Genomic DNA, 22,928 nt, shown 5'->3' on the forward strand with positions numbered 1-22,928 from the left:
GATGCGTGGGGTGACACATCACCCGGCTGCAGGAAGCTGCAGGAAGGAATCGTCGTGACGACGGTACTCATCTGCGACGATCGTCGTAGCGTCCGCGAAGGCCTGACCCGCGTGATGTCCGCGGTGCCGGGGGTGCATCGGATCGATTGCGTTGCGCACGGGGACGAGTTGCTGGCCCGGTTCTCCCGGCAGCCGGTCGACGTTGTCCTGGTCGGCACCCAGCGTGCGGTGCCCACCGGGGTGGAGGCGACGCGACGTCTGGTCGCCGCCCACCCCCAGGCCAACGTCATCGTGTTCGGAGCCCCCGACGACGCGGGCAGCATCGCCGCGGCCATCGCGGGCGGCGCTCGCGGCTACCTCCGCTGGGACGCCTCGCGCCCCGAGCTGGTGGCCGCGCTCGCCCACACGCTCGCGAGCACGGCCGTGCCCACGCCGCGGGCCCCCACGGACCCCGGCGTCCAGCTGACGGAGCGCGAGCTCCAGGTGCTGCGGGGCATGAGCCAGGGGAAGAGCAACGGGCAGATCGGGCGCGAGCTCTACCTGTCCGAGGACACGGTCAAGACCCACGCCCGCCGGCTGTTCCGCAAGCTCGGCGTGCGCGACCGGGCCCAGGCCGTCGCGCACGGCTTCCGCCGCGGTCTGGTCTCCTAGCCCCACCAGCACGTCCGGGTGCGTGGCCGCCGAATCGGCGGCCACGCACCCGTTTGCATGTCCGGTCCCGTGTCGATCCCGGGCAACCCCGCTCCGCTCCCGTGCGTCCTCCTGTCGAGGTACCCGCTCCAGCGGTCTCCGGCTCTTCGCTACGGTGGACCGCACTGAGGACACGGTTGAACACTCTCCGTGGTCGCCCTCACGAACGGATGAGATCGAAGATGCTGCGTAACACCCGGACGACACTGTGCGATGAGTGAGACGACAGACGTTCCCGACGAACTCGTCACCCGCGCCATGGCGGGCGATCGAGTCGCGGTCGGGCACGTGCTCGCCATCATCCGGCCGCTGGTCGTGCGCTACTGCCGCGCACGTCTGGGGCGGGAGCGTTCGTTCGCCTCGGCGGACGACGTCGCACAGGAGGTGTGTTTGGCCGTGCTGACGGCCTTACCCGGATACCGGGTCCAGGGGCGCCCCTTCCTCGCGTTCGTCTACGGCATCGCGTCACACAAGGTGATCGATGCTCATCGGGCGTCCACCCGCAACAAGTCCGATCCCTTCGCGGACCTCCCCGACTCGGTCGAGACCGCCGACGGACCGGAGCAGCGCGCACTGCGCGTGGAGCTCTCCGGCGAGATGGCGCGCCTGCTCGACCAGCTCCCGGAGAAGCAGCGCGAGATCCTGGTGCTGCGCGTGGTGGTGGGCCTGTCGGCGGAGGAGACGGCCGAGGCCGTCGGCTCCACGCCCGGAGCGGTCCGGGTGGCACAGCACCGGGCCCTGGCCCGGCTCCGCAAGTCGATGCCCGAGGAGGTGGTCTAGATGCAGGACGAACGACGCGGTTTCGGCGAGACGAGTCCTCGCCGACCCCGCACCAACGGCAGCAACGGCTTCCACGCGGCCGACGGGATGCGGACCAACCCGATCCCGTTCCAGGACGTGTCCGAGGACCCGATCGACCTCGTCGCGGTGCAGGCCGACGACGAGCTGATCAGCGCACTCGCGGCCGGCATGTCGGTCTCGGCCCCCGGTGTGGGTGGCTACGACGCCGACGACCAGGTCGCCGCCCTGCTCGCCTCCTGGCGGGCCGAGGTCGACTCCGAGCCGCTCCCCGAGCTCGTCGACCTCGACACGGCGATGGCCACGGTGCAGGCGGCCTCCCGTCCGCCCGGCCGCCGCGCCCGGCACCTGTTCCCGCTCGCGGCCGCCGCCGCGATGATCGTCTTCACCGTCGGCGGCGTGTCCGTCGGCGCCTCCGACGCCCGCCCCGGCGACACCCTGTGGGGCGTGTCCCGCGTGCTCTACAGCGAGCGCGCGGAGTCCGTCGAGGCCGCCGAGCGCGTCGAGTCGCGGATCAACGAGGCCAAGGACGCCCTGACGCGCGGGGAGCCCGAGGTCGCGGCCGCCGCGCTCGCCGCGGCGGAGGAGGACCTCTCCGTCGTCCGGGCGGAGGAGGGCCTCGCCGAGCTGGCCGAGGTGCAGAGCTTCCTCGAGGCCAAGGCGGCGGAGACGCCGCCCGGTCAGCCGGTCCAGCCCGGCACGCCGCTGGCCGCCGACCCGCGCCGCCCGGTACCGCCGCGCGCGGCCACCGAGGGCACCCCGACCCCGCCCGCCCCGGCGGCGCCCGGTGCGCCCACGACGACGGCTCCGACGTCGCCCTCGGATGCGGCGGTCAGCCCGCTCAGCGCCGACGCCACGCCGGCACCGACCACGTCGACGGTCCCCCCGGGCACCGGGACGTCGTCGGGTGACACCCCCCAGGGGTCCACGTCCGCCACGAGCGAGGGCAGCGCGGACCCGACGACCACCACCTCCGGCCAGGGCCTCGGCGGCGCCACGGCCACCGAGGAGGGCACGCCCACCGCGGCGGGCTCGGAGTCCACGACCCCGAGCTAGCGGTCGCACGTGCGAACGGCCCCGGCCCCCCGCGAGGGGACCGGGGCCGTTCGTCGTGTCGGGGCCCGCTCAGGAGTCGGACAGCACCGCGTCGGCGTAGCCGCGGCAGTACTCCCAGGTGACGTAGCTGCTGGGGTCGGGGTCGAAGGCCGGCTCGTGCGGCCGCATCTGCCCCTCGTCGAGCAGCTGCTGCAGGCTCGCGCGCAGCAGGCTCCACTCGTGGAAGTGCTGCTCGCCGCAGTCACCGCAGTCGACCACGATGCCGCGGACCCCGCGGCCCTCCAGCAGCGCCTGGTACACGGCGAGGTCGGCGAGGTCGGCGACGATCTCGTCGCGCTCGACGTCGCTCAGCTCCTCCGCCTCCTCGGGCTCGGGGCCGTCGAGCGACAGCGCGGGGTCGTGCGGATCCCCGGCGAAGGGGTCCGGCGGCAGCGCGTCAGAGGGCACCCCACGGATCCTACTCGGGGTCGGCGCCGGAAATCTGTGGGCAGCCCCTCCTCCGACCCGCGCGTCGCGCGTCCGCGGCGCGGATACGATGGCCGGGCAGGCGGCAGCGTGCCGTGCTCCGAGATCTGGAGGGTGCGATGACGAGCGAGGCCGCCGGGCTGCCGCCCAAGTTCGCGATGCTGGGCCTGACCTTCGACGACGTGCTGCTCCTGCCGGCGGAGTCCGACGTCGTGCCGAGCAGCGTCGACACGGGGACCCAGGTCACCCGCCGCGTGCGGCTGAAGGTGCCGCTCGTGTCGTCGCCGATGGACACCGTCACCGAGTCGCGGATGGCGATCGCGATGGCGCGGGCGGGCGGGCTGGGCACCCTGCACCGCAACCTCTCGGCCGAGCAGCAGGCCGCGCAGGTCGAGGTCGTGAAGCGGTCCGAGGCCGGGATGGTCACCGACCCGGTCACCTGCTCGCCCGAGGCCACCCTCGCCGACGTCGACGCGCTGTGCGCCAAGTTCCGCATCTCCGGCGTCCCCGTCACCGACGCGGGCGGCAAGCTCGTCGGCATCATCACCAACCGCGACATGCGGTTCGAGATGGACCACACCCGCCCGGTCCGCGAGGTCATGACGCACGCGCCGCTGATCACCGCGCGGATCGGGGTGTCCGCGGAGGCCGCGCTGGGGCTGCTGCGCCGGCACAAGCTCGAGAAGCTGCCGATCCTCGACAACGACGGCATCCTGCGCGGGCTCATCACCATCAAGGACTTCAACAAGACCGAGAAGTACCCGCTCGCCACGAAGGACCCCGACGGGCGGCTGGTCGTGGCGGCCGCGGTGGGCGTCGGCGAGGAGTCCTACGCCCGCGCGATGGGCCTGGTCGAGGCCGGCGTCGACGTGCTGATGGTCGACACCGCGCACGGGCACTCCCGGCGGGTGCTGGAGATGGTGGCGAAGCTGCGCGCCGAGGTCGGCGACGTCGACGTCGTCGGCGGCAACGTCGCCACGCGCGCGGGGGCCGCGGCGCTCGTCGAGGCCGGGGCGGACGCCGTCAAGGTCGGGGTGGGGCCGGGCTCGATCTGCACCACCCGCGTCGTGGCCGGGGTGGGGGCGCCGCAGATCACCGCGATCTACGAGGCGTCGCTGGCCTGCGCGGCGGCCGGCGTCCCGGTGATCGGCGACGGCGGCATCCAGTACTCCGGCGACATCTCCAAGGCCATCGCGGCCGGGGCGTCCACCGTGATGCTGGGCAGCCTGCTCGCGGGCACCGCGGAGTCGCCCGGCGACCTCATCCTCGTCGGCGGCAAGCAGTACAAGACCTACCGCGGGATGGGCTCGCTCGGGGCGATGAGCGCGCGCGAGGGCAGCAAGTCCTACTCCAAGGACCGCTACGCCCAGGACGACGTGCTCAGCGAGGACAAGCTGGTGCCCGAGGGCATCGAGGGGCGGATCCCGTTCCGCGGGCCGCTCTCGCAGGTCGTCCACCAGCTCACCGGCGGGCTCCGCTCGGGCATGGGCTACGCGGGCGCCAACACGATCCCGCAGCTGCAGCAGGCGCAGCTCGTGCGCATCACCGCGGCCGGGCTCAAGGAGAGCCACCCGCACGACATCACCATGACGGTCGAGGCGCCCAACTACGCCGCCAGGTAGGCCGTCTACCCTGCTGCACGTGCGTGACCTCGTGGAGATCGGGATGGGCCGGGAGGCCCGTCGGAGCTACGACCTGGGCCAGGTCGAGATCGTGCCCTCGCGGCGCACGCGGAGCTCGCAGGAGGTGTCCACCGCCTGGCAGCTCGACGCGTACCGCTTCGAGATCCCGCTGATCACCCACCCGACCGACGCGGTGGTCTCGCCCGCCAGCGCGGTGACCGTCGGGAAGCTCGGCGGTCTCGCGGTGCTCAACGCCGAGGGCCTCTGGGCCCGGCACGCCGACCCCGAGGGCGCGCTCGGGCAGGTGCTGGAGGCCGCCGAGTCCGACGACCCGGCCGCGGCCGTGCGCCTGCTGCAGGAGCTGCACGCCGCCCCGATCCAGCCGACGCTGCTGGCCGAGGCTCTGCGCACCGTGCGCGAGGCCGGGGTGACGGTCGCCGCGCGGGTCAGCCCGCAGCGCGCCCGCGAGCTCACCCCCGACCTGCTCGCCGCCGGCGTCGAGATCCTCGTCGTGCAGGGCACGATCATCTCCGCCGAGCACGTCTCCGACGGCGAGCCGCTGAACCTCAAGGAGTTCATCGCCTCCCTCGACGTGCCCGTCGTCGCGGGCGGGGTGGGCGACTACCGCACCGCGATGCACCTCATGCGCACCGGCGCGGCGGGCGTCATCGTCGGGTACGGGGAGTCGACCGCCACCACCACCGACGAGGTCCTCGGGATCGGCGTGCCGATGGCCACCGCGATCGTCGACGCCGCCGCGGCCCGTCGCGACTACCTCGACGAGACCGGCGGCCGCTACGTCCACGTCATCGCCGACGGCGGCATGACCGGGTCCGGCGACGTGGCCAAGGCCATCGCCTGCGGGGCCGACGCCGTCATGCTGGGGGAGCAGCTCGCCGAGGCCACCGACTCGCCCGGCCACGGGCTCTACTGGACCTCCTCGGTGGCCCACCCGTCGCTGCCCCGCTCCGAGGTCACCGGCTTCGGGCACGGCGACCGCACCCTGGAGCAGGTGCTCTTCGGTCCGGCGTCGAGCCCGTACGGCACCGTCAACCTGTTCGGGGCGCTGCGCCGGGCGATGGCGAAGACCGGCTACTCCGACCTCAAGGAGTTCCAGCGCGTGGGGCTGACCGTCCGGGGCTGAGGCGCCGCTCCGGTCAGAGCCCGACCGAGTCGGCGCCGTGCCGGGCCTGCTCGGCGGTGAACCCCTCGTACTCGAGCTGGTCGACGAGGCCGGACCGGGAGAAGGACGTGAAGTCGAGGTAGCTCCGGGCCGACTTCTCCGCCTGCACCATCCAGTCGACGTCCACGGTGTCGACGGCGAGGGTGGCGTCGGCCGTCGAGAAGCCCTCGTACTCGAGCTGGTCGATGAGCCCCGACCGGGAGAACGCCATGAAGGCGAGGTAGTCCTCGGCCGACCCGACGGCGTTCTGCTGGCTGACCGTCATCGCGGGCTCGGCGGGTGCCGGCGCCTCGACGACGGGCGCCGGGGCGGGGACCGGAGCCGGGGCGACCGCGACCGGGGCCGGCCGGGGTGCGTCGACGACCGGGACGGCCGCCGTGTCCGCGGCCGGGGCCGGAGCCGGGTCGTCGCCGCCGCCGAGGGCGGACCCGACGACCAGCAGCGCCACCAGGCCGCCGACGACCCACGGCCAGCGCCGCCGCCGCCTCGGCGCCGGGCCCGCGGCCGGAGCGGGCGGGGGCGGGCCGGCGGGGCGGTACTGCACCGGGATCCGCACCGTCTGCTCCTCGGTCGCGAAGTACTGCTGCGGGGTCGGGTAGGGCTGGGCCATGTCGCACACTCCGTTGGGCTGGATGGGGTAGTCACCCCCGTTTCGCCCGGTTCGCGTCGGCCGTTAGCGACTCCGGATGCGCGTCATCAGTTCTGAGGACGCCCGTACCCGCCGTCGAGCCGGATCATGTCGACGGCGACGGTCAGCTCGCTCCCGGCCCCGCCGCTGGAGAAGATCACCCCGCGCAGCGGCGGCACGTCGGCGTAGTCGCGGCCGTGGGCCAGCTCGACGAACGAGTCGTCGACGGCACGGTCGTTGGTGGGGTCGACGTCGAACCAGCCGTCCCCGGTGCGGACCGACACCCACGCGTGCGACGCGTCGGCGCCGACCACCCGCGGGCGTCCGGGCGGCGGGCGCGTCTCCAGGTAGCCGCTGACGTAGCGCGCGGCCAGGCCCATCGACCGCAGCCCGGCGACGGCGAGGTGCGCGAAGTCCTGGCAGACGCCCTCGCCGCTCGCGAACAGGTCGGCCACCGAGCTGCGGACGGTGCTGGACCCGCTGACGTAGCGGAAGTCGCGGTGGATGCGGGCGGACAGGTCCAGCGCGGCGTCGGCGATCGCCCGGCCGGGCGGGAACGACGGCCGCGCGTAGGCGGTGACGGCCGGGTCGGGCCCCAGCCGCGGCGAGGGCAGGACGTAGCCGCGGGCGTCGATCCCGTCGGGCGTGGTGGTCGTCAGCAGCCCGTCGCGCACGTCCTCCCAGGCCACCGGCACGGGGGCGACGGCGGGCGCGACGGCCACGGTGCTCTCGGCCAGCACGGTGAGCGCGCGGTGCGCCGCGGTGACGGCGAAGAACGTGGAGCGGTTGCCGAAGGCGTCGGTGTGCTCGTGCTGCTCGGCGGGGCGCGGGGTGACGGTGACCGCCGCGTCGACGCAGGTCTGGCGCGGGCGGTCGGCCGGCAGCAGGTGGGCGCGTCCGAAGCTGGTCGAGACCTCGCCGCGGTAGGCGTAGGAGGTGCGGTGGGTGACGCGGTAGGTCCGCACGTCAGGCCACCGTCCCGAACGGGCGCGGCGGCACGCCGGGGGCGAACCGGCCGCGTTCGAGCACCTCGGCGAACCACCCCAGGTCGTGCCCGAGCCCGACGACGAGCGCGCGCAGCTCGGCACGGGTGCCGGCCGGTCCGCGGTGCACCGGGGGCGGCCCGCCGGCCAGCCGCCGCTCGACGGCCTCCAGCGCCGCCCCGACGCCCGCCTCCGGGCCGGGCACGCCGGCGACGTCGGCGCGCAGCCGCTCGACCTGGTGCGCCACGGAGCGCGGGTTGGTGCGGTCGGTGAGCAGCAGGTCCACCGCCGCCGCGACGCCGGTGCGGGGGAGCCGCCGGTAGGTGATCACGCTCTCCGCGGAGATCAGCACCGACTCGAGCACCAGCGCGTCGGCGGCGGGGCGGGTCCGGTCGCACAGCGTGGCGGCGACGAGCGCGGCGACCCCGATGGCCCGCTCCACGCGGCGGCCGGCGTCGAGCAGGCACCAGCCGGCGTCGCGGACGTGGCTCTCCGCGGCCAGCCCGGCCATCGCGAGCAGGCCCTCCAGCACGCGCGACAGCGCGCCGGAGACGTCAGGGGCGCCGGAGACGTCCGGGGCCTTCGACGCGGCCAGCTCGCCGAGCACGGTCTCCAACCGGCCCAGCACGAACCAGGTGTCGACGGAGAGCTGCTCGCGCACGGCCTGCGCGGACCCCGTCAGCCGGTGGACGGCGTAGGCCAGCGAGCCGGGGCGGTCGCGGTCGGTGAGCAGCGACAGCAGCTCCGGGCCGGCGGCGGCGAGCCGCCCGACCGCGCCCTCGCCGAGGAAGCCGGGCGCGGTCAGGGTCACCGCGGTGGTGGCCCGCAGCAGGACGTCGAGAGCCTGGCGGCCGCCGGGCTCTGGCGTCGTCTGGAAGTCGGCCCGGCGGTCGGCGACGGCGCGCAGCAGCCGCGCGGTGCCCTCGGCGCGCTCGGCGTAGCGGCCGAGCCAGAACAGGTCGGACGCGACGCGCGGGCTCAGCGTCCCGGCCGGGGCGTGCGGCCCGTCGGGACGGCGCGGCGTCGTCCGGGTGCCGGGGTCGAGGACCCAGACGTCCTTGGCGCGGTCCCCGGCCAGCGCGAGACCGCCGGCGAGCACGTGGAACCGCCCGCCCTCGGCCGCCGCGAACGCGCGCAGCGTGACCGGCTGCGCGGCCAGGTGCCCGCCCGGCCCGATCGCGGGCGCGGTGCTCGGGACGAGGACCTCCTGGCCCGTCCACGCGTGCGGCTCGGCGGTGATCCGAGCGGCCAGCTCGGCGCGCTCCGCGGCGGTCAGGTCGGCCCCGGCGACCGAGTGCCGGTCGTCGCCGCGCGCGATCGGCTTGACCACCAGGTCGGGCAGCCGGGCCAGCACGTGCGAGAGCCCGGCCGGGTCCCCGCACCACCACGTCCGCGCGGCGGGCAGCGCGAGCGGCTCGTCGAGCAGGGCCCGGGCGAGCGCGGGCAGGTACGGGAGCAGGCCGGGGTTCTCGGCCACCCCGCTGCCCAGCCCGTTGACGACGGTCACCGCGCCCCGCCGCGCCGCCTCCAGCAGCCCGGGGACGCCGAGCTGCGAGCCCGCGCGCAGGTCCAGCGGGTCGCACCAGGCGGCGTCGACGCGGCGCAGGATCACGTCGACGGGTTCGGGGCGGCCGAGCGTGCGCTGCCAGACCCGGCCCTCGCGCACCATCAGCTCCGAGCCGAGCACCAGCGGGAACCCGAGCTGCGCGGACAGGAACGCCTGCTCGAAGGCCGTCTCGCTCTGCGGGCCCGGGCTGAGCAGCACCACCCGCGGCGCGTCGACCCCGGCGCCCAGCTCCTCCAGCCCGCGGCGCACGGCGTCGAGGAAGGGGCGCAGGCGGCGGATGCGGGAGCGGCGGTGCACCGGCGCGAGCACGCGGGCGACGACGCGCCGCCCGGCCATCGCGTACCCCGCCCCGGACGGGGCCTGCACGCGGTCGCCGAAGACGCGCCAACCGTCGGCGGTGCGGGCGAGGTCGACCCCGGCCAGGAACAGCTCGCGGCGCGGCGGCGCCCCCGGCCCGCGCGCCCAGCCGCGGACGAAGCCCTCGTGGCCCAGCACGACCTCGACCGGCAGCAGCCCGGTGCGCAGCGTCAGGCGCGGGCCGTAGAGATCGGCGAGGAGCCGGTCGAGCAGCTCCGCCCGCTGGGCGACGGCCCGCTCCAGCCCGCTCCACTCGTCGGCGGCGAGCAGCAGGGGCACGGGGTCCAGCGCCCACGGCTGCTCGTCGTCGACGCCGGGCGGGCGGTACCCGACGCCGTCCTCGGCGAGGAGCCTGCGGGTGTGGGCGTCACGGGCGGCGAGACCGGCCGGGCCCGCGCGCCCCAGCTCGCCCGCGAGCGGGGACCACGCCCCGCGGACGGCCCCGTGCCCGTCGAGCATCTCGTCGTGCCCGCCCGGTGCGTAGCCGGTGTCGGCGTGCCCGCCGGCCCGGATCGTCACCGGCCCATCCTGCGCCATCCGCGGCGCGCGCGGGAGGTGCGACGGCTCGACCGGCCCGGCGCCGCCGCCGACTAGCCTGGTGGGGTGCAGCCACCGACCGTCCTCGTCGTCGACTACGGCGCCCAGTACGCCCAGCTCATCGCCCGCCGCGTGCGGGAGGCGCAGGTGTACTCCGAGATCGTGCCGGGGGACACGTCGGTCGAGGAGATCGTGGCCCGCAAGCCCGCCGCGCTGATCCTGTCGGGCGGGCCGTCGAGCGTGTACGCCGAGGGGGCGCCCGCCGTCGACCCGGAGCTGTTCACCGCGGGCATCCCGGTGCTCGGGCTCTGCTACGGCTTCCAGGCGATGGCCCGGGCACTCGGCGGGGAGGTGGCCCCGGACGGCACGCGCGAGTACGGGCGCACCGAGCTGACGGTCACCGACCCGGGCACGCTGCACGGCGGGCTGCCGACCACGCACCCGGTGTGGATGAGCCACGGCGACTCCGTGGTGCGGGCGCCGGAGGGCTTCACGGTCACGGCGTCGAGCGAGCGGGCGGCCGTCGCGGCGTTCGAGGACACCGGGCGGCGCCTCGCCGGCGTGCAGTACCACCCCGAGGTCGGGCACTCGCCGTACGGGCAGCAGGTGCTGAGCCGGTTCCTGCACGAGATCGCCGGCATCGCGCCCGGCTGGACCACCTCGTCGATCATCGACGACACGGTCGCCGCGGTCCGCGCCCAGGTCGGCGACGGCCGCGCCATCTGCGGGCTGTCGGGCGGCGTCGACTCCGCGGTGGCCGCCGCACTCGTGCAGCGGGCCATCGGCGACCAGCTGACCTGTGTGTTCGTCGACCACGGCCTGCTGCGCGCGGGGGAGCGGGAGCAGGTCGAGCGCGACTTCGTCGCCGCGACCGGCGCGAAGCTGCACACCGTCGACGTGGCCGACCGGTTCCTCGCCGCGCTCGCGGGCGTCACCGACCCCGAGACCAAGCGCAAGACGATCGGCCGGGAGTTCATCCGGGTGTTCGAGGCCGCGACGACCGAGGTGGCCGCGGAGGAGCACGTCGGGTTCCTGGTGCAGGGCACGCTCTACCCGGACGTCGTGGAGTCCGGCGGCGGCTCGGGCACCGCCACGATCAAGAGCCACCACAACGTCGGCGGGTTGCCCGACGACATCGAGTTCGCGCTGGTGGAGCCGCTGCGCGCGCTGTTCAAGGACGAGGTCCGCCGCGTCGGGCGCGAGCTGGGCCTGCCCGAGGCGATCGTCGGCCGCCAGCCGTTCCCGGGGCCGGGCCTGGGCATCCGGATCATCGGCGAGGTCACCCACGACCGGCTGGAGACCCTGCGCGCCGCCGACGCGATCGCCCGCGAGGAGCTCACCGCCGCCGGGCTCGACGACACGATCTGGCAGTGCCCGGTCGTGCTGCTGGCCGACGTGCGCAGCGTCGGCGTCCAGGGCGACGGGCGGACCTACGGGCACCCGATCGTGCTGCGGCCGGTCAGCTCCGAGGACGCGATGACCGCCGACTGGACCCGCCTGCCCTACGAGGTGCTGGAGCGCATCTCCACCCGCATCACCAACGAGGTGGCCGAGGTCAACCGCGTGGTCCTCGACGTGACGAGCAAGCCGCCGGGCACCATCGAGTGGGAGTGACGGTCACACGGGAATGACGGCGGGCGGTTCCGGGTCCCCCGACCCGTCACCGCCCGCCGTCCGCCGCCCGGCCCCGGTACGCTCCCCAGCTCCCGGGACGGGCCGTCCTACCCCCGCCGCGTCAGGCTCCCCACCAGGAGTACCAGGCCGACGACCGCCGCGCCGCCCGCGAGGAGCCAACGGGGGTCGATCGCCGGGAGTTCGCCGACGAACGCGAACACCGACAGGACGAGCGCGAGGACGCCGGTCACCAGCGTCAGGGCGTCGGGCCGGCGACGGCCCGTCTGCAGCTCAGCCACGGAGCACCTCCACGTCACCGGCGTTCGCGTTCACGGCGATCTCCAGCGGGCGCCCGCCCGCGACGCCGTCGGCACCCAGGTCGCTGACGTCGAGCCGGACGTCGAGCCCGTCGCGCACCTCCTCGCCGTAGCGGATCGAGCCGACCCCGAGCGCGCCGGTGAGCGTCAGGTCCGCATCGGCGGGAACGGTGATCGTGACGTCCCCCGCGCCGAGCCGGACCTCCGTGCGGACCGGGTCCCCCGGCCCGGAGAGGTCGAGCCCGCTCAGGTCGAGGTCGACGTCGCCGGCCGACCGGGTGTACACCGGCGCGAGCTGGGCCGGGGTCGTCGGGTTCGCGACCAGGTCGCCGACGCCGCCCGCGGGCCAGTCGAACGACGCCGTCGCGAGCGAGCCCCAGGTCAGCAGCCCGACGAGCACCGCGACGGGGACCAGGCCGCGCCCGGCCCGCAGGAACGAGCCGACGACGAGCCCGAGCCCGAGCACCGCGAGCACCACCCCGAGCAGCACCGGGGTGTTCGCGAGGGTCAGTACCCCCAGCGCGAGCATCAGCAGGGCGGTGGCCCCGCCCGCCAGCAGCGCGACGCCGAGCGTCACCGCCGTCACCGGCGGGCGGCGCCGCTCGGGGACGGGCGGCGGACCCCCGGGTTCGGGCAGGTCCCAGGCGAAGGGGGCGGCCCCGAGGGGGTCCCAGGCCGGCGGGGCGTCGCCCTTGACGAGCGAGACGGTGCCGGGCTCCTCCACCGGCGCCGCGACCGGGGCCGCGGTGACGGGGGCGCGGTCGCCGCGGCTGCGGTGCAGCAGGAACAGCAGCCCCAGCGCGACGACCAGCGGCAGGATCCCGAAGCCCTGCCCGTCGAACAGGGACCCGACGCCGATCGCGCCGACCACGGCCAGCCCCACCAGCGCGGCGCCGCGCGGCCCGCCCCGCGAGACCGGCGCGTCGGTGCCGTCGGGCAGGGCGATCCAGCCGGCGACGTAGAGCAGGACGCCGACGCCCGAGAACGCGGCGACGACGAACGCCACGCGGATCAGCACCGGATCCACGTCGTAGCGGCGCGCGATGCCCGCGGCCACGCCGGCGACCTGCCGGCCCTCCCGCGGCCGTGCCGGCCGCGTGTCCCACATGTCGCGGAGGCTCGTCCGCAGCTCTGTCCCGTCCATGTCCACCACCCTGCTCGCCGGTGACCCCCGAATCATGGGGGATGACCCCGGCCCACCCCCGAGTTTCCCCCGATGACCACCCACCCGGTGCGTGTGACGATGGTGCGGTGAACACGCCGACCCCTCCGCTCGTCCGCCGTCGCAGCGGGCGCATCGTCGCGGGCGTCGCGGGCGGGGTGGCCGACCACCTCGGCGTCCCGGTCACCTGGGTCCGCGCCGCCTTCATCGCCCTCGGGGCCATGTGGTGGGCGGGCGCGCTGGCCTACGGGCTGCTCTGGGTCTTCGTCCGGCAGGAGAGCGCCGAGGTCACCCGCGCCACGCCGCGCCGCGAGCGCCAGCAGGCCCTCGGCCTCGCCGCGCTCGGCGTCGCGGGGGCGCTGGTGGCTGCCGCGCTCGGCAACGACCTGGTCGGCTGGATCGCCGGTCCGCTCGGGGTGGCCGCGGTCGGGGCGGCCCTGGTGTGGCGCGAGGCCGACGAGGGGCAGCGCCGCCGCTGGACCCGCACCGGGGGCCGCACCGCGCTGTGGCGGACCGTCGCCGGTGCGCTGTTCGTCGCCGCCGGGATCGCGGTGTTCCTGTTCGGCCAGCTCCAGCTCGGGCAGGTGCAGTTCGCGCTGCTCGCGGTGCTGGCCACGCTCGTCGGCGTCGGGGTGCTGACGGTCCCGTGGTGGGTGCGGCTGGTCCGCGAGCTCACCGAGGAGCGCCGCGAGCGGATCGTGGAGACCGAGCGCGCCGAGATCGCCGCGCACCTGCACGACTCGGTGCTGCAGACCCTGGCGCTGATCCAGCGCCAGTCCGACCAGCCCCGCGAGGTGGCCCGGCTGGCCCGCGGGCAGGAGCGCGAGCTGCGGACCTGGCTCTACGGGGCGGGCGGCTACGGCATCCCCGCGTCCGACGCCGGCCTCACCGCCGCGCTGGCCGCCGCGGCCGCCGAGGTGGAGGACACCTACGCCGTCACCGTGGCCCCCGTCGTCGTCGGCGGCGACCGGCCACTCGACGAGCACCTGCGCGCGCTCGTGCTCGCCGGGCGCGAGGCGATGGTCAACGCGGCCAAGCATGCCGGGGTCGCCGAGGTGTCGGTCTACTGCGAGGTGGAGGACGACGAGGTCAACCTGTTCGTCCGCGACCGCGGATCCGGCTTCGACCCCGCCGACGTGCCCGACGACCGGCACGGCCTGGCCGACTCGGTGCACGGCAGGATGGACCGGCACGGCGGTACCGTCCGCCTGCGCAGCACGCCGGGCGAGGGCACCGAGGTGCACCTGGCGATGCGGGCACGCACCCACGAGGAGGCGGCGACATGACCGAGCCGGAGAACACGATCAAGGTCGTCCTGGTCGACGACCACGCCCTGTTCCGCTCCGGGGTGCGCGCCGAGCTCGACCGCGCGGTCCCCGACGTCTCGGTCGTCGGCGAGGCCGGGTCGGTCGACGAGGCGGTGGCCGCGATCCGCCACCTCCGCCCCGACGTCGTGCTGCTCGACGTCCACATGCCCGACGGCGGCGGCGCGGAGGTGCTGCGCCAGCTGCGTCCCGAGCTGCCGGACGTCGTGTTCCTGGCGCTGTCGGTGTCCGACGCGGCCGAGGACGTCATCGCGGTGATCCGGGCCGGCGCCCGCGGCTACGTCACGAAGACCATCTCCGGGCGGGAGCTGGCCGACGCCGTGCGCCGCGTGCACGGCGGCGACCCGGTGTTCTCGCCGCGGCTGGCCGGGTTCGTGCTCGACGTGTTCTCCCAGAAGCCCGGAGCGGCCCCGCCCGGCGACCCGGAGCTCGACCTGCTCACCCGCCGCGAGCGCGACGTCCTGCGCCTGCTGGCCCGCGGGTACGCCTACAAGGAGATCGCCGGGGAGCTGTTCATCTCGGTGAAGACGGTGGAGACGCACGTGTCGTCGGTGCTGCGCAAGACGCAGCTGTCCAACCGCTACGAACTCTCGCGCTGGGCCTCGGACCGCAGGCTGGTCTGACCGCTCAGAGCAGGCCGCTGGCCAGCCCGCCGACGAGGCTGGGGCTGCCGCCGCCGAGCGCGTCGCCGACGCCGCTGACGGCCCCGCCGAGCCCGCCGACGACGCCGCCGACCGGCCCGCCCACGGTCTCGCCGACACCCTCCACGGCGCCGCCCAGACCCGACCGCTCCCCGGTGGGCGCGGGGTCGGCGTCGCCGCCCTGGTCGCCGGAGCCGGACCCGCCGCCGGTGGACGACCCCGCGGAGGTGTCGCCACCCGTGCTGCTGCCGCCGCCACCGGCGGTGCCCGAGGACCCCGAGGAGGCGGCCGTGCCGCCGGTGCCGGAGGCGGCGGGCGCGGCCGACGCGCCGGACGGGGCGGTGGCGCCGGACGCGGCGCGGGGGAACGCGACGTCGGTCCAGGCCATCGGCGCGGCCTCACCCGGGTCGAGCGGGTCGGTCTGCGCGGTGTTGTCGACGACGGTGGGGATCGCGCGGTCCTGGCCCTGCGGGAGGTCGAGGCGCCCCTCGCCCGCGTAGCCGCCGCCGGAGGACCGGGAGTCGTCGGCGGTGTCGGTGACCGAGGAGTCGGTCATGACGGCCGCACCGAAGACCGAACCCGCGGCGACCAGCGTGCCGGCCGCGATCGCGCTGCGGCGCACGAACGCGCCGGACCCGCGCCGGGGTGCGTCGTCGTCGGGGTCGTGCCCGCCGCGGGCGCGGACCGGGCGGTCGACGGCGTGCGGGGCCCGGCCCTCCCGGCGCAGCAGGGTGCCCACGGAGACGGGGGCGGTGGACGGCTCGGCCTCGATCAGGGGGTCCGGCGCGTAGCGGTGGAGCAGATCGGCGACCGAGACGACGCCGGTGGGCGGGGTCAGGGTTCCGGCGCGGGACACCATCTGGGGCACGGCGGCGTCGTCCTCCCTTGGAGTGAACGGGTTGCGGACTGTCTACCGGATGCCGCAGTCACGGGCCAAGTGCTACTCGCCCGCTCACCGTCGTTCACCCGTTCAGAGCAGTGCCACTCGTCGAAGGTGACGGACCGCTCATCCCGTTGCCGTGCTCAGACCTGCCCGCGGAACCGGCCCCGGGTCTGGTCGAGCGCGCCCTTGGCGAGCACGCCGGCCCCGCCGCCGACCAGCAGGCCGAGCACGTCGAGCGGCAGGCCGCCGCTGGTGAGCAGCAGGGCGAACGCCGCGGCCGCGGCCGTGCCGCCCGCGACCTTCCAGCGGCCGGAGACGTAGTCGGCCGTCGCCCCGCCCGCGACGCCGCGCTTGGCGGCCGCGCTGTTGAGCATCGCCAGGTACCCGACGTGACCGAGCGCGACGAGCAGCCCGGCGAGGGCCACGAGGAACGCCACCAGACCGAACACATCACCCATGCCGTCCAGAGTGCCACGGCCGGCGCGGGGTCAGCGTCCGCCGAGCCGCCCGCGCCCGAGCCGCAGCAGCAGCATGCCCAGCTCGCGGCCCTCGACACCCAGGTCGCGGAAGCGGGCGAGCACGGCCATCTCGCGGTTGTAGACGATGCGCGGGCCGCCCGCGGCCATCCGGGCGCGGCCGATCCGCTGCGACACCTCGCTGCGGCGCATCACCATCCGCAGGATCTCGGCGTCGAGGTGGTCGATCTCCTTGCGCAGTTCCTGGATCTCGGCCTCGGCCGGGACGTCGTCCTGGGGTGGGGTCTGTTCGACGCTCATGGTCACGGTCTCCTCCTCATCGCCGGCGCCCGACCCGTGACACCGCACGACACCTGACACGAAGGAGCCCCGGGTCACGTGGACACCGGGGCTCGTGGTCGGTCAGCGCAGAGCTGCCACGGGCACCGGAATCCGGTACCCGTAGGAAAATCGCCAGCTCTGCGATCGCACCGTCGGAGTGTGCCACAGCGGGGCGCCGTCGGGGGGCGGCGGTAGCCTGTTCGACACGATGAGCGCGCTGTTCGAACTGCCCCAGACCACCGTCACCACACCCCGCACGAAGCGGGGTGCGGCCCTGCTGGAGGGGCTCAACCCGCGCCAGCGCGAGGCCGTCGTGCACGCCGGGTCGCCGCTGCTGATCGTCGCCGGGGCGGGGTCGGGCAAGACGCGGGTCCTCACGCACCGCATCGCGTGGCTGCTCGCCGAGCGCGACGTGCACCCCGGCGAGGTCATGTCGATCACCTTCACCAACAAGGCGGCGGCCGAGATGAAGGAGCGGGTCGACGCGCTGGTCGGGCGCCGCGGCAACGCGATGTGGGTGTCCACGTTCCACTCGATGTGCGTGCGGATCCTGCGGCGCGAGGCCCAGCACCTGGGCGTGCGCAGCGCGTTCTCCGTCTACGACGCCGACGACACGCGCCGGCTCGTCGGGATGGTCACGCGCGACCTGGAGCTGGACCCGAAGAAGTACGCGCCCCGCGCGGTCGGGGCGCAGATCTCCAACCTCAAGAACGAGCTGCTCTCCGCCGACGACGCCGCCGAGCGGGCCACGAACGAGTTCGAGCGCAGGGTCGCCGAGGTCTACGGCGTCTACCAGGCGCGGCTGCGCACGGCCAACGCGTTCGACTTCGACGACCTGATCATGGAGACGGTCTCGCTGCTGGAGCGGCTGCCCGCCGTCGCGGAGTACTACCGGCGCCGGTTCCGGCACGTGCTCGTCGACGAGTACCAGGACACCAACCACGCGCAGTACGCGCTGGTCCGGGCGCTGGTGGCGCCGGCGGTCGAGGGTGCGCAGCCCGCCGAGCTGTGCGTGGTCGGCGACTCCGACCAGTCGATCTACGCCTTCCGCGGCGCCAACATCCGCAACATCGTGGAGTTCGAGAAGGACTTCCCCGACGCCCGCACGATCCTGCTGGAGCAGAACTACCGCTCCACGCAGACGATCCTCACCGCGGCCAACACCGTCATCGCCCGCAACCCCGACCGCCGCGACAAGCGCCTGTGGTCCGAGGCGGGCGACGGGGAGAAGGTCGTCGGCTACGTCGCCGACAACGAGCACGACGAGGCCGCGTTCGTCGCGCAGGAGATCGACCGGCTCGTCGACACCGGGGAGTACCGCAACTCCGACATCGCCGTCTTCTACCGCACCAACTCCCAGTCGCGGGTGTTCGAGGGCGTGTTCGCCCGGGTCGGGATGGCCTACAAGATCGTCGGCGGGGTGCGGTTCTACGAGCGGATGGAGGTGCGCGACGCGCTCGCGTACCTGCGGGTCCTGTCCAACCCCGACGACACGGTGAGCCTGCGGCGCATCCTCAACGTCCCGAAGCGGGGGATCGGCGAGCGGGCCGAGGAGATGGTCGCCTCCTACGCCGACCGCGAGCGGATCTCCTTCGCCACGGCCCTGCGCGTCGCCGCGGAGGACCCCGGCAGGGTGCCCGGCCTGGTCACGCGCTCGCAGCGGGCCATCGCCGGGTTCGTCCGGATCCTCGACGAGCTGGGCGAGCTGGTGGAGCGCGGCGAGGAGACCGCGGAGCTGCTGGAGGCCGTCTACGCGAAGACCGGCTACACCGCCGAGCTGGAGGCCAGCGAGGACCCGCAGGACGGCTCCCGGCTCGACAACCTCGCCGAGCTGGTCACGGTCGCGCGCGAGTTCGCCGGCGACGCCGCGGTGGCCGACGCCGCGGTCGCGCCCGAGTTCGACCCAGCTGGTTTCGACGGGGGCCTGCCGGAGCCCGGCGTCCCGGACCCGGGGTCGCTCGCCGCGTTCCTGGAGCGGGTGGCGCTCGTCGCCGACGCCGACTCCATCCCCGACGACGACCAGGGCATGGTCACCCTGATGACGCTGCACACGGCGAAGGGGCTGGAGTTCCCCGTCGTGTTCCTCACCGGCTGGGAGGACGGCGTGTTCCCGCACATGCGGGCCATGGGCGACCCGGCGGAGTTGGCGGAGGAGCGGCGGCTGGCCTACGTCGGCATCACGCGGGCGCGGCAGCGGCTCTACCTGTCCCGGGCCATGATCCGCTCGGCGTTCGGCCAGCCCAACGCCAACCCGGCGTCGCGGTTCCTCGCCGAGGTGCCCGACACGCTGGTCGACTGGCGCCGCTCGGAGCCGGAGCGGTCGGCGCCGGTGGGCCGGTTCGGCTTCGGGCGCCGCAGCACGGCCACCGACCGGGGCAGCTGGAACGTCCCGAAGGCGTCGATGGCGCCCACCCTGAGCCTCGACGTCGGCGACCGCGTCAACCACGACAAGTACGGCCTCGGCACCGTCACGGCGTCCGACGGCACGGGGGCGCGGGCCACCGTCACCATCGACTTCGGCAGCGCCGGAACGGTCCGGCTCATGCTCATCGGCGGCGTGCCGCTGCAGAAGCTGTAGGCCCGCCGTGGACGCCGACCCGGGGGACGCCGCCGAGCGCTACGCCGCCGTCGTCGCGGCGTTCGAGGACGACCCGCACGTCGAGCCGCCCCGGCCGGGGGCCCGCGGGTTCGGGTCCACCGCGCTGCGCACCGGCGGGTCGATCTTCGCGATGCTCGACGTCTTCGGGCGGTTCGTCGTCAAGCTCGATGCCGCGCGCGCGGCGGAGCTGATCGACGCGGGCGTGGGCGCGCCGTTCGACGACGGCCACGGCCGCGCGATGCGCGCGTGGCTGGTGCTGGGGCCCGAGCAGGACTGGCCGGCGTACGCGCGGGAGGCGCGGGCCCGGGCTCAGTAGCCGTCGATGCCGTGCTGGTCGAGCCAGGGACGCGGGTTCATCGGGTTGTCGTTCGCGTCGTGGATCTCGAAGTGCAGGTGCGGCCCGGTGGAGAAGCCGCGGTTGCCGAGCTCGGCGATCTGCTGGCCGGCCGAGACCTCCTGGCCCACCTGCACGAGCGAGCGGTTGATGTGGCCGTAGACCGACTTGCTGCCGTCGGGGTGCCGCAGCACCACCCACAGCCCGAAGCCCGACGCCGGCCCGGACTTCTCGACGACGCCGTCGGTGACCGCGTAGATCGGGGTGCCGATGGCGTTGGCGATGTCGATGCCGTTGTGCGAGGTGCCCCAGCGGCCGCCGAAGCCCGAGGTGAAGCGGCCCAGCGCGGGCTGCACGAACGCCCGGTCGCCGACGACGTGGGCGAGCGGGGCGCCGAAGGACAGCGCGGAGGTCAGGATCGCGTCGCGGCGGGCCAGCTCCTGACCGATCTCCACGGCCTTCGTGAGGTTCTCGACGTCGACGGCGGACTCGGCGTCGAGCCCGGCGACCGACAGCGACTCGGGGAGCAGCTGGTCACCGCCGATGGCGTCGACCGCGAAGGAGGCGGTGCTCACCTCGGCGACGGGCACCAGCGCGCTCAGCGCGACGGGCGGGGCCTCGGTGGCCTCGAGCAGGGGCTCGACGGCGGTCTGGCCCGCCGCGACGACGGCTCCGGTGGCCACGGCGGCGACCGTCACGCGGCCGCGGAGGGACGCGGTGGGTGGCGCGGGCAACCGGTGCACCCCGGGGACGGCGACGACGCGCAGCGGCGTGGTCGCGTCGCTGAGGTGGTCCGGTGCGCCGCTGGGGGAGCGATGGCGCGCCACGACCTGCCCTTCTCGACGGATGTGGGGTGCCCGCGTCGTGAGCCGGTCGGCGTGGGCTGGGGAACCCGTCGGGCACCTCGGGGGGTGCTCGGCTGCCGTCGTGACCGGTCCGTGATGCGGACGGGCGAAACGTAGCGGTGGTCACGCGCCGTAGGCAAATCGGGTGGCGGCGTGTCGGCGTCCGGGTATCGGAGCTCAGGACGCGGGAGACGAGCGCTCGCCGTACGTGGTCGTCCGGCGCCGATCGAGGCCCTGACCTCGACGGAACGGGTGACGGCGATGGTCCGATCGGGCGAGTGCGCTGACCACCCAGTGCACCGATCGTGGGTCGATCGGGAGCGAAAGGTGACCGACGTCACGCAACTCCAGGTGTTCGACGTGCAGGTCGTCGTGCGCGAGGCGCGCGTTGCGCTGCGGGACGATCATCTGGTCCATCCGGCTCCACACCACCAGGAACCGGGTGGGGCAGCCGGGTGCGGGCTCCGCGAGCTCCGTCAGCAGCTCCGATCCCGGCCGCAGCTGCGCCGCCAGCGGCGTGGGCATCAGGTAGGCGCTGAGCGTGCCGGTGTGCGGGCTGCCCAGGGTGACCAGGGTGTCGACGACGTCGGAGCCGCCGAGCCGCTGCACGTAGTAGCGGGCGATCATGCCGCCGAGCGAGTGCCCCACGATGTGCACGTGCTCGGCGCCGGTGAGCTCGCGCAGCCGCTCGACGTGCCCGCGCAGCTCGTGGGCCGCGGTGCGCACGTCGCCGGTGAACAGGCTGTAGTTCACCGCGTGCACCGTGCCGAAGCCGCGGCGCCGCAGCGCGCGGCGGAACACCGTGAACACCGAGCGGTTGTCCATGATCCCGTGCACCAGCAGGACCGGGTAGCCCGCGCCCTCGACGTCCTCGACGAGCCGGCCGCGCCGCTCGGGGGGCAGGGTGTCGGTGCGGTAGCCGTCGCCCGCGGCCACGAACGTCTCGTGGACGAGCCCGGCCGGGTACACCGCCATGTGCGCGGCGAGCCAGGCCCACTCGACGGCCAGGCCGCGCAGGCCGGCGGGGCTGCCGAAGGTGCGTGCGGTGTAGGCGCCCGCCCGGCCGACCTCGGCCGCGGCCCGGCCGACCGTCCCGGCGGCCGACGCCAGGCGGTCGAGTCCCTCGCGGAACAGCGCCATGTACCCGACGGTAGGCCAGCCGCCGCGGTCGCGCTGTCCCCGATTGACACACCGTGCGGGACGCCCCGGTCCGATCGGGGGTGACAGCGGTCACCGGGGCAGGTCAGGGCACCTGCGCCCGGCGTCGCTAGGGTCGTCGCAGCAGACTTTCCGCGAGCCGGAGAGCGGCTCGCACGCACAGCGTCGTGACAGATGAGGGAGCGGGACAGCCCATGGATCTCTACGAGTACCAGGCGAAGGACCTCTTCGCCGCGCACGGTGTCCCGGTGCTTCCGGGGAAGACCGTCGAGAACGTCGAGGACGCCAAGGCCGCCGCGGCCGAGCTGGGTACCGCGGTCGTCGTCAAGGCGCAGGTCAAGACGGGTGGCCGCGGCAAGGCCGGTGGCGTCAAGCTCGCGAAGACCCCGGACGAGGCGGCCGAGAAGGCCACCGACATCCTCGGCCTCGACATCAAGGGCCACACGGTGCACCGCGTGCTCGTGACCACGGCCAGCGACATCGCGGAGGAGTACTACTTCTCCTTCCTGCTCGACCGCTCCAACCGCACCTTCCTCGCGATGGCGAGTGCCGAGGGCGGCATGGAGATCGAGCAGCTCGCCGTGGAGCGCCCCGACGCGCTCGCGCGCATCCCGATCGACGCGATCGCGGGCGTCGACCGCGCGAAGGCCGCCGAGATCGTCGCCGCCGCCAAGTACCCGGCCGTCGTGGCCGACGAGGCCGCCGACGTGATCGTGAAGCTGTGGGAGACCTTCGTCTCCGAGGACGCCACGCTCGTCGAGGTCAACCCGCTGGTGCGCGACCCGCAGGACAGGGTCATCGCGCTCGACGGCAAGGTCACCCTCGACGAGAACGCCGGCTTCCGGCACCCCGAGCACGCGGCGCTGGTCGACGAGCGCACCGAGAACCCGCTCGAGGCCAAGGCGAAGGCCAAGGGCCTCAACTACGTCAAGCTCGAGGACGGCCAGGTCGGGATCATCGGCAACGGCGCGGGCCTCGTCATGAGCACCCTCGACGTCGTCGCGTACGCGGGCGAGAAGCACGGCGGCGTCAAGCCCGCCAACTTCCTCGACATCGGCGGCGGCGCCTCGGCGCAGGTCATGGCCGACGGCCTGGACGTCATCCTGGGCGACCCCGACGTCAAGTCGGTCTTCGTCAACGTCTTCGGCGGCATCACCGCGTGCGACGCGGTGGCCAACGGCATCGTCGAGGCGCTGAAGATCCTGGGCGACGGCGCGACCAAGCCGCTGGTCGTCCGGCTGGACGGCAACAACGTCGTCGAGGGGCGCAGGATCCTCGACGACGCCAACCACCCGCTGGTCACGCAGGTGGACACGATGGACAACGCGGCCGACAAGGCCGCCGAGCTCGCAGCGGCGGGGGCCTGA

General features: G+C 74.8%; 22 protein-coding genes. 11 read left to right on the top strand and 11 right to left on the bottom strand.

Going from position 1 to position 22,928, the window contains the following annotated elements:
* Window positions 1–54 precede the first annotated feature (54 nt).
* The 3 genes from H6H00_RS12500 to H6H00_RS12510 all read left to right on the top strand — a co-directional run bounded on the left by H6H00_RS12500 (window position 55) and on the right by H6H00_RS12510 (window position 2,544).
* A complete protein-coding gene (locus H6H00_RS12500; RefSeq protein WP_075942692.1) occupies window positions 55–651 on the top strand; it encodes a response regulator transcription factor in 597 nt (198 codons plus the stop codon).
* Between the two features lie 252 nt (window positions 652–903).
* Window positions 904–1,470 carry a sigma-70 family RNA polymerase sigma factor gene (locus H6H00_RS12505; protein WP_185721430.1) on the top strand — a complete coding sequence of 189 codons (567 nt, stop codon included), beginning with the start codon at window positions 904–906 and terminating at the stop codon, window positions 1,468–1,470.
* Window positions 1,471–2,544: an anti-sigma-D factor RsdA gene (locus H6H00_RS12510; protein ID WP_185721431.1), complete on the top strand. Its 1,074-nt coding sequence runs from the start codon at window positions 1,471–1,473 to the stop codon at window positions 2,542–2,544.
* A 69-nt stretch (window positions 2,545–2,613) separates the two neighbouring features.
* Here H6H00_RS12510 and H6H00_RS12515 read toward each other — a convergent pair whose 3' ends face one another.
* The gene (locus tag H6H00_RS12515) at window positions 2,614–3,000 is read right to left on the bottom strand and encodes a DUF5319 domain-containing protein (protein WP_185722383.1); all 387 of its coding nucleotides are present in this window, start codon (window positions 2,998–3,000) and stop codon (window positions 2,614–2,616) included.
* Between the two features lie 128 nt (window positions 3,001–3,128).
* On the opposite strand from H6H00_RS12515, the gene guaB reads away from it, so the two are divergent.
* Complete coding sequence (guaB, locus tag H6H00_RS12520; RefSeq protein WP_185721432.1) at window positions 3,129–4,631, top strand: IMP dehydrogenase; 1,503 nt, start codon at window positions 3,129–3,131, stop codon at window positions 4,629–4,631.
* Between the two features lie 19 nt (window positions 4,632–4,650).
* A complete protein-coding gene (locus H6H00_RS12525; protein WP_185721433.1) occupies window positions 4,651–5,775 on the top strand; it encodes a GuaB3 family IMP dehydrogenase-related protein in 1,125 nt (374 codons plus the stop codon).
* Between the two features lie 13 nt (window positions 5,776–5,788).
* Here the strand turns inward: H6H00_RS12525 and H6H00_RS12530 are convergent, their stop codons facing one another.
* The 3 genes from H6H00_RS12530 to H6H00_RS12540 form a co-directional block, all read right to left on the bottom strand.
* Window positions 5,789–6,424, bottom strand: a complete 636-nt coding sequence (locus tag H6H00_RS12530; RefSeq protein WP_185721434.1) for an Ltp family lipoprotein — start codon at window positions 6,422–6,424, stop codon at window positions 5,789–5,791.
* Window positions 6,425–6,510: 86 nt separating this feature from the next.
* The gene (locus H6H00_RS12535) at window positions 6,511–7,407 is read right to left on the bottom strand and encodes a transglutaminase family protein (protein WP_185721435.1); all 897 of its coding nucleotides are present in this window, start codon (window positions 7,405–7,407) and stop codon (window positions 6,511–6,513) included.
* Window position 7,408: 1 nt separating this feature from the next.
* Window positions 7,409–9,868 (bottom strand): circularly permuted type 2 ATP-grasp protein, encoded by a 2,460-nt coding sequence (locus tag H6H00_RS12540; RefSeq protein WP_185721436.1) that lies wholly within the window; start codon window positions 9,866–9,868, stop codon window positions 7,409–7,411.
* Between the two features lie 84 nt (window positions 9,869–9,952).
* On the opposite strand from H6H00_RS12540, the gene guaA reads away from it, so the two are divergent.
* Entirely contained in the window at window positions 9,953–11,500 is a 1,548-nt protein-coding gene (guaA, locus tag H6H00_RS12545; RefSeq protein ID WP_185721437.1) for a glutamine-hydrolyzing GMP synthase, read from the top strand.
* Between the two features lie 107 nt (window positions 11,501–11,607).
* On the opposite strand, the gene H6H00_RS12550 is transcribed toward guaA, so the two are convergent.
* The gene (locus H6H00_RS12550) at window positions 11,608–11,799 is read right to left on the bottom strand and encodes a hypothetical protein (RefSeq protein ID WP_185721438.1); all 192 of its coding nucleotides are present in this window, start codon (window positions 11,797–11,799) and stop codon (window positions 11,608–11,610) included.
* Window positions 11,792–12,961 (bottom strand): PspC domain-containing protein, encoded by a 1,170-nt coding sequence (locus H6H00_RS12555; protein ID WP_185721439.1) that lies wholly within the window; start codon window positions 12,959–12,961, stop codon window positions 11,792–11,794. Before H6H00_RS12555 ends, H6H00_RS12550 begins: the two co-directional genes overlap by 8 nt.
* A gap of 107 nt (window positions 12,962–13,068) precedes the next feature.
* On the opposite strand from H6H00_RS12555, the gene H6H00_RS12560 reads away from it, so the two are divergent.
* A complete protein-coding gene (locus H6H00_RS12560) occupies window positions 13,069–14,265 on the top strand; it encodes an ATP-binding protein (protein ID WP_255425713.1) in 1,197 nt (398 codons plus the stop codon).
* Complete coding sequence (locus H6H00_RS12565; protein WP_185721440.1) at window positions 14,262–14,927, top strand: response regulator; 666 nt, start codon at window positions 14,262–14,264, stop codon at window positions 14,925–14,927. Before H6H00_RS12560 ends, H6H00_RS12565 begins: the two co-directional genes overlap by 4 nt.
* Window positions 14,928–14,931: 4 nt before the next feature.
* Here H6H00_RS12565 and H6H00_RS12570 read toward each other — a convergent pair whose 3' ends face one another.
* The 3 genes from H6H00_RS12570 to H6H00_RS12580 all read right to left on the bottom strand — a co-directional run bounded on the left by H6H00_RS12570 (window position 14,932) and on the right by H6H00_RS12580 (window position 16,604).
* Window positions 14,932–15,813 (bottom strand): hypothetical protein, encoded by an 882-nt coding sequence (locus tag H6H00_RS12570; RefSeq protein WP_185721441.1) that lies wholly within the window; start codon window positions 15,811–15,813, stop codon window positions 14,932–14,934.
* A 155-nt stretch (window positions 15,814–15,968) separates the two neighbouring features.
* Entirely contained in the window at window positions 15,969–16,286 is a 318-nt protein-coding gene (locus H6H00_RS12575) for a hypothetical protein (RefSeq protein ID WP_185721442.1), read from the bottom strand.
* 30 nt (window positions 16,287–16,316) lie between these two features.
* A complete protein-coding gene (locus H6H00_RS12580; protein ID WP_185721443.1) occupies window positions 16,317–16,604 on the bottom strand; it encodes a chorismate mutase in 288 nt (95 codons plus the stop codon).
* Window positions 16,605–16,833: 229 nt separating this feature from the next.
* On the opposite strand from H6H00_RS12580, the gene pcrA reads away from it, so the two are divergent.
* Window positions 16,834–19,203 (top strand): DNA helicase PcrA, encoded by a 2,370-nt coding sequence (pcrA, locus tag H6H00_RS12585; protein WP_185721444.1) that lies wholly within the window; start codon window positions 16,834–16,836, stop codon window positions 19,201–19,203.
* Between the two features lie 7 nt (window positions 19,204–19,210).
* Entirely contained in the window at window positions 19,211–19,540 is a 330-nt protein-coding gene (locus H6H00_RS12590) for a hypothetical protein (RefSeq protein WP_185721445.1), read from the top strand.
* On the opposite strand, the gene H6H00_RS12595 is transcribed toward H6H00_RS12590, so the two are convergent.
* Together H6H00_RS12595 and H6H00_RS12600 are read right to left on the bottom strand one after the other, a co-directional pair.
* Window positions 19,534–20,385, bottom strand: a complete 852-nt coding sequence (locus tag H6H00_RS12595; protein ID WP_255425714.1) for a M23 family metallopeptidase — start codon at window positions 20,383–20,385, stop codon at window positions 19,534–19,536. The two genes, H6H00_RS12590 and H6H00_RS12595, sit on opposite strands and share 7 nt — an antisense overlap.
* Window positions 20,386–20,580: 195 nt before the next feature.
* Window positions 20,581–21,543, bottom strand: a complete 963-nt coding sequence (locus H6H00_RS12600; RefSeq protein ID WP_185721446.1) for an alpha/beta fold hydrolase — start codon at window positions 21,541–21,543, stop codon at window positions 20,581–20,583.
* A 212-nt stretch (window positions 21,544–21,755) separates the two neighbouring features.
* On the opposite strand from H6H00_RS12600, the gene sucC reads away from it, so the two are divergent.
* Window positions 21,756–22,928: an ADP-forming succinate--CoA ligase subunit beta gene (gene sucC / locus H6H00_RS12605; RefSeq protein WP_185721447.1), complete on the top strand. Its 1,173-nt coding sequence runs from the start codon at window positions 21,756–21,758 to the stop codon at window positions 22,926–22,928.

It is taken from the genome of Pseudonocardia petroleophila, from assembly GCF_014235185.1.
Classification (GTDB): domain Bacteria; phylum Actinomycetota; class Actinomycetes; order Mycobacteriales; family Pseudonocardiaceae; genus Pseudonocardia; species Pseudonocardia petroleophila.

Bases quoted from the DNA above. Each gene is read 5' to 3' on its own strand.
- H6H00_RS12555 (WP_185721439.1), bottom strand. From the start codon at position 12,961: ATGGACGGGACAGAGCTGCGGACGAGCCTCCGCGACATGTGGGACACG.
- guaB (WP_185721432.1), top strand. From the start codon at position 3,129: ATGACGAGCGAGGCCGCCGGGCTGCCGCCCAAGTTCGCGATGCTGGGC.
- H6H00_RS12575 (WP_185721442.1), bottom strand. From the start codon at position 16,286: ATGGGTGATGTGTTCGGTCTGGTGGCGTTCCTCGTGGCCCTCGCCGGG.
- sucC (WP_185721447.1), top strand. From the start codon at position 21,756: ATGGATCTCTACGAGTACCAGGCGAAGGACCTCTTCGCCGCGCACGGT.
- H6H00_RS12510 (WP_185721431.1), top strand. From the start codon at position 1,471: ATGCAGGACGAACGACGCGGTTTCGGCGAGACGAGTCCTCGCCGACCC.
- H6H00_RS12530 (WP_185721434.1), bottom strand. From the start codon at position 6,424: ATGGCCCAGCCCTACCCGACCCCGCAGCAGTACTTCGCGACCGAGGAG.
- H6H00_RS12565 (WP_185721440.1), top strand. From the start codon at position 14,262: ATGACCGAGCCGGAGAACACGATCAAGGTCGTCCTGGTCGACGACCAC.
- H6H00_RS12600 (WP_185721446.1), bottom strand. From the start codon at position 21,543: ATGGCGCTGTTCCGCGAGGGACTCGACCGCCTGGCGTCGGCCGCCGGG.
- H6H00_RS12505 (WP_185721430.1), top strand. From the start codon at position 904: ATGAGTGAGACGACAGACGTTCCCGACGAACTCGTCACCCGCGCCATG.
- H6H00_RS12580 (WP_185721443.1), bottom strand. From the start codon at position 16,604: ATGAGCGTCGAACAGACCCCACCCCAGGACGACGTCCCGGCCGAGGCC.
- pcrA (WP_185721444.1), top strand. From the start codon at position 16,834: ATGAGCGCGCTGTTCGAACTGCCCCAGACCACCGTCACCACACCCCGC.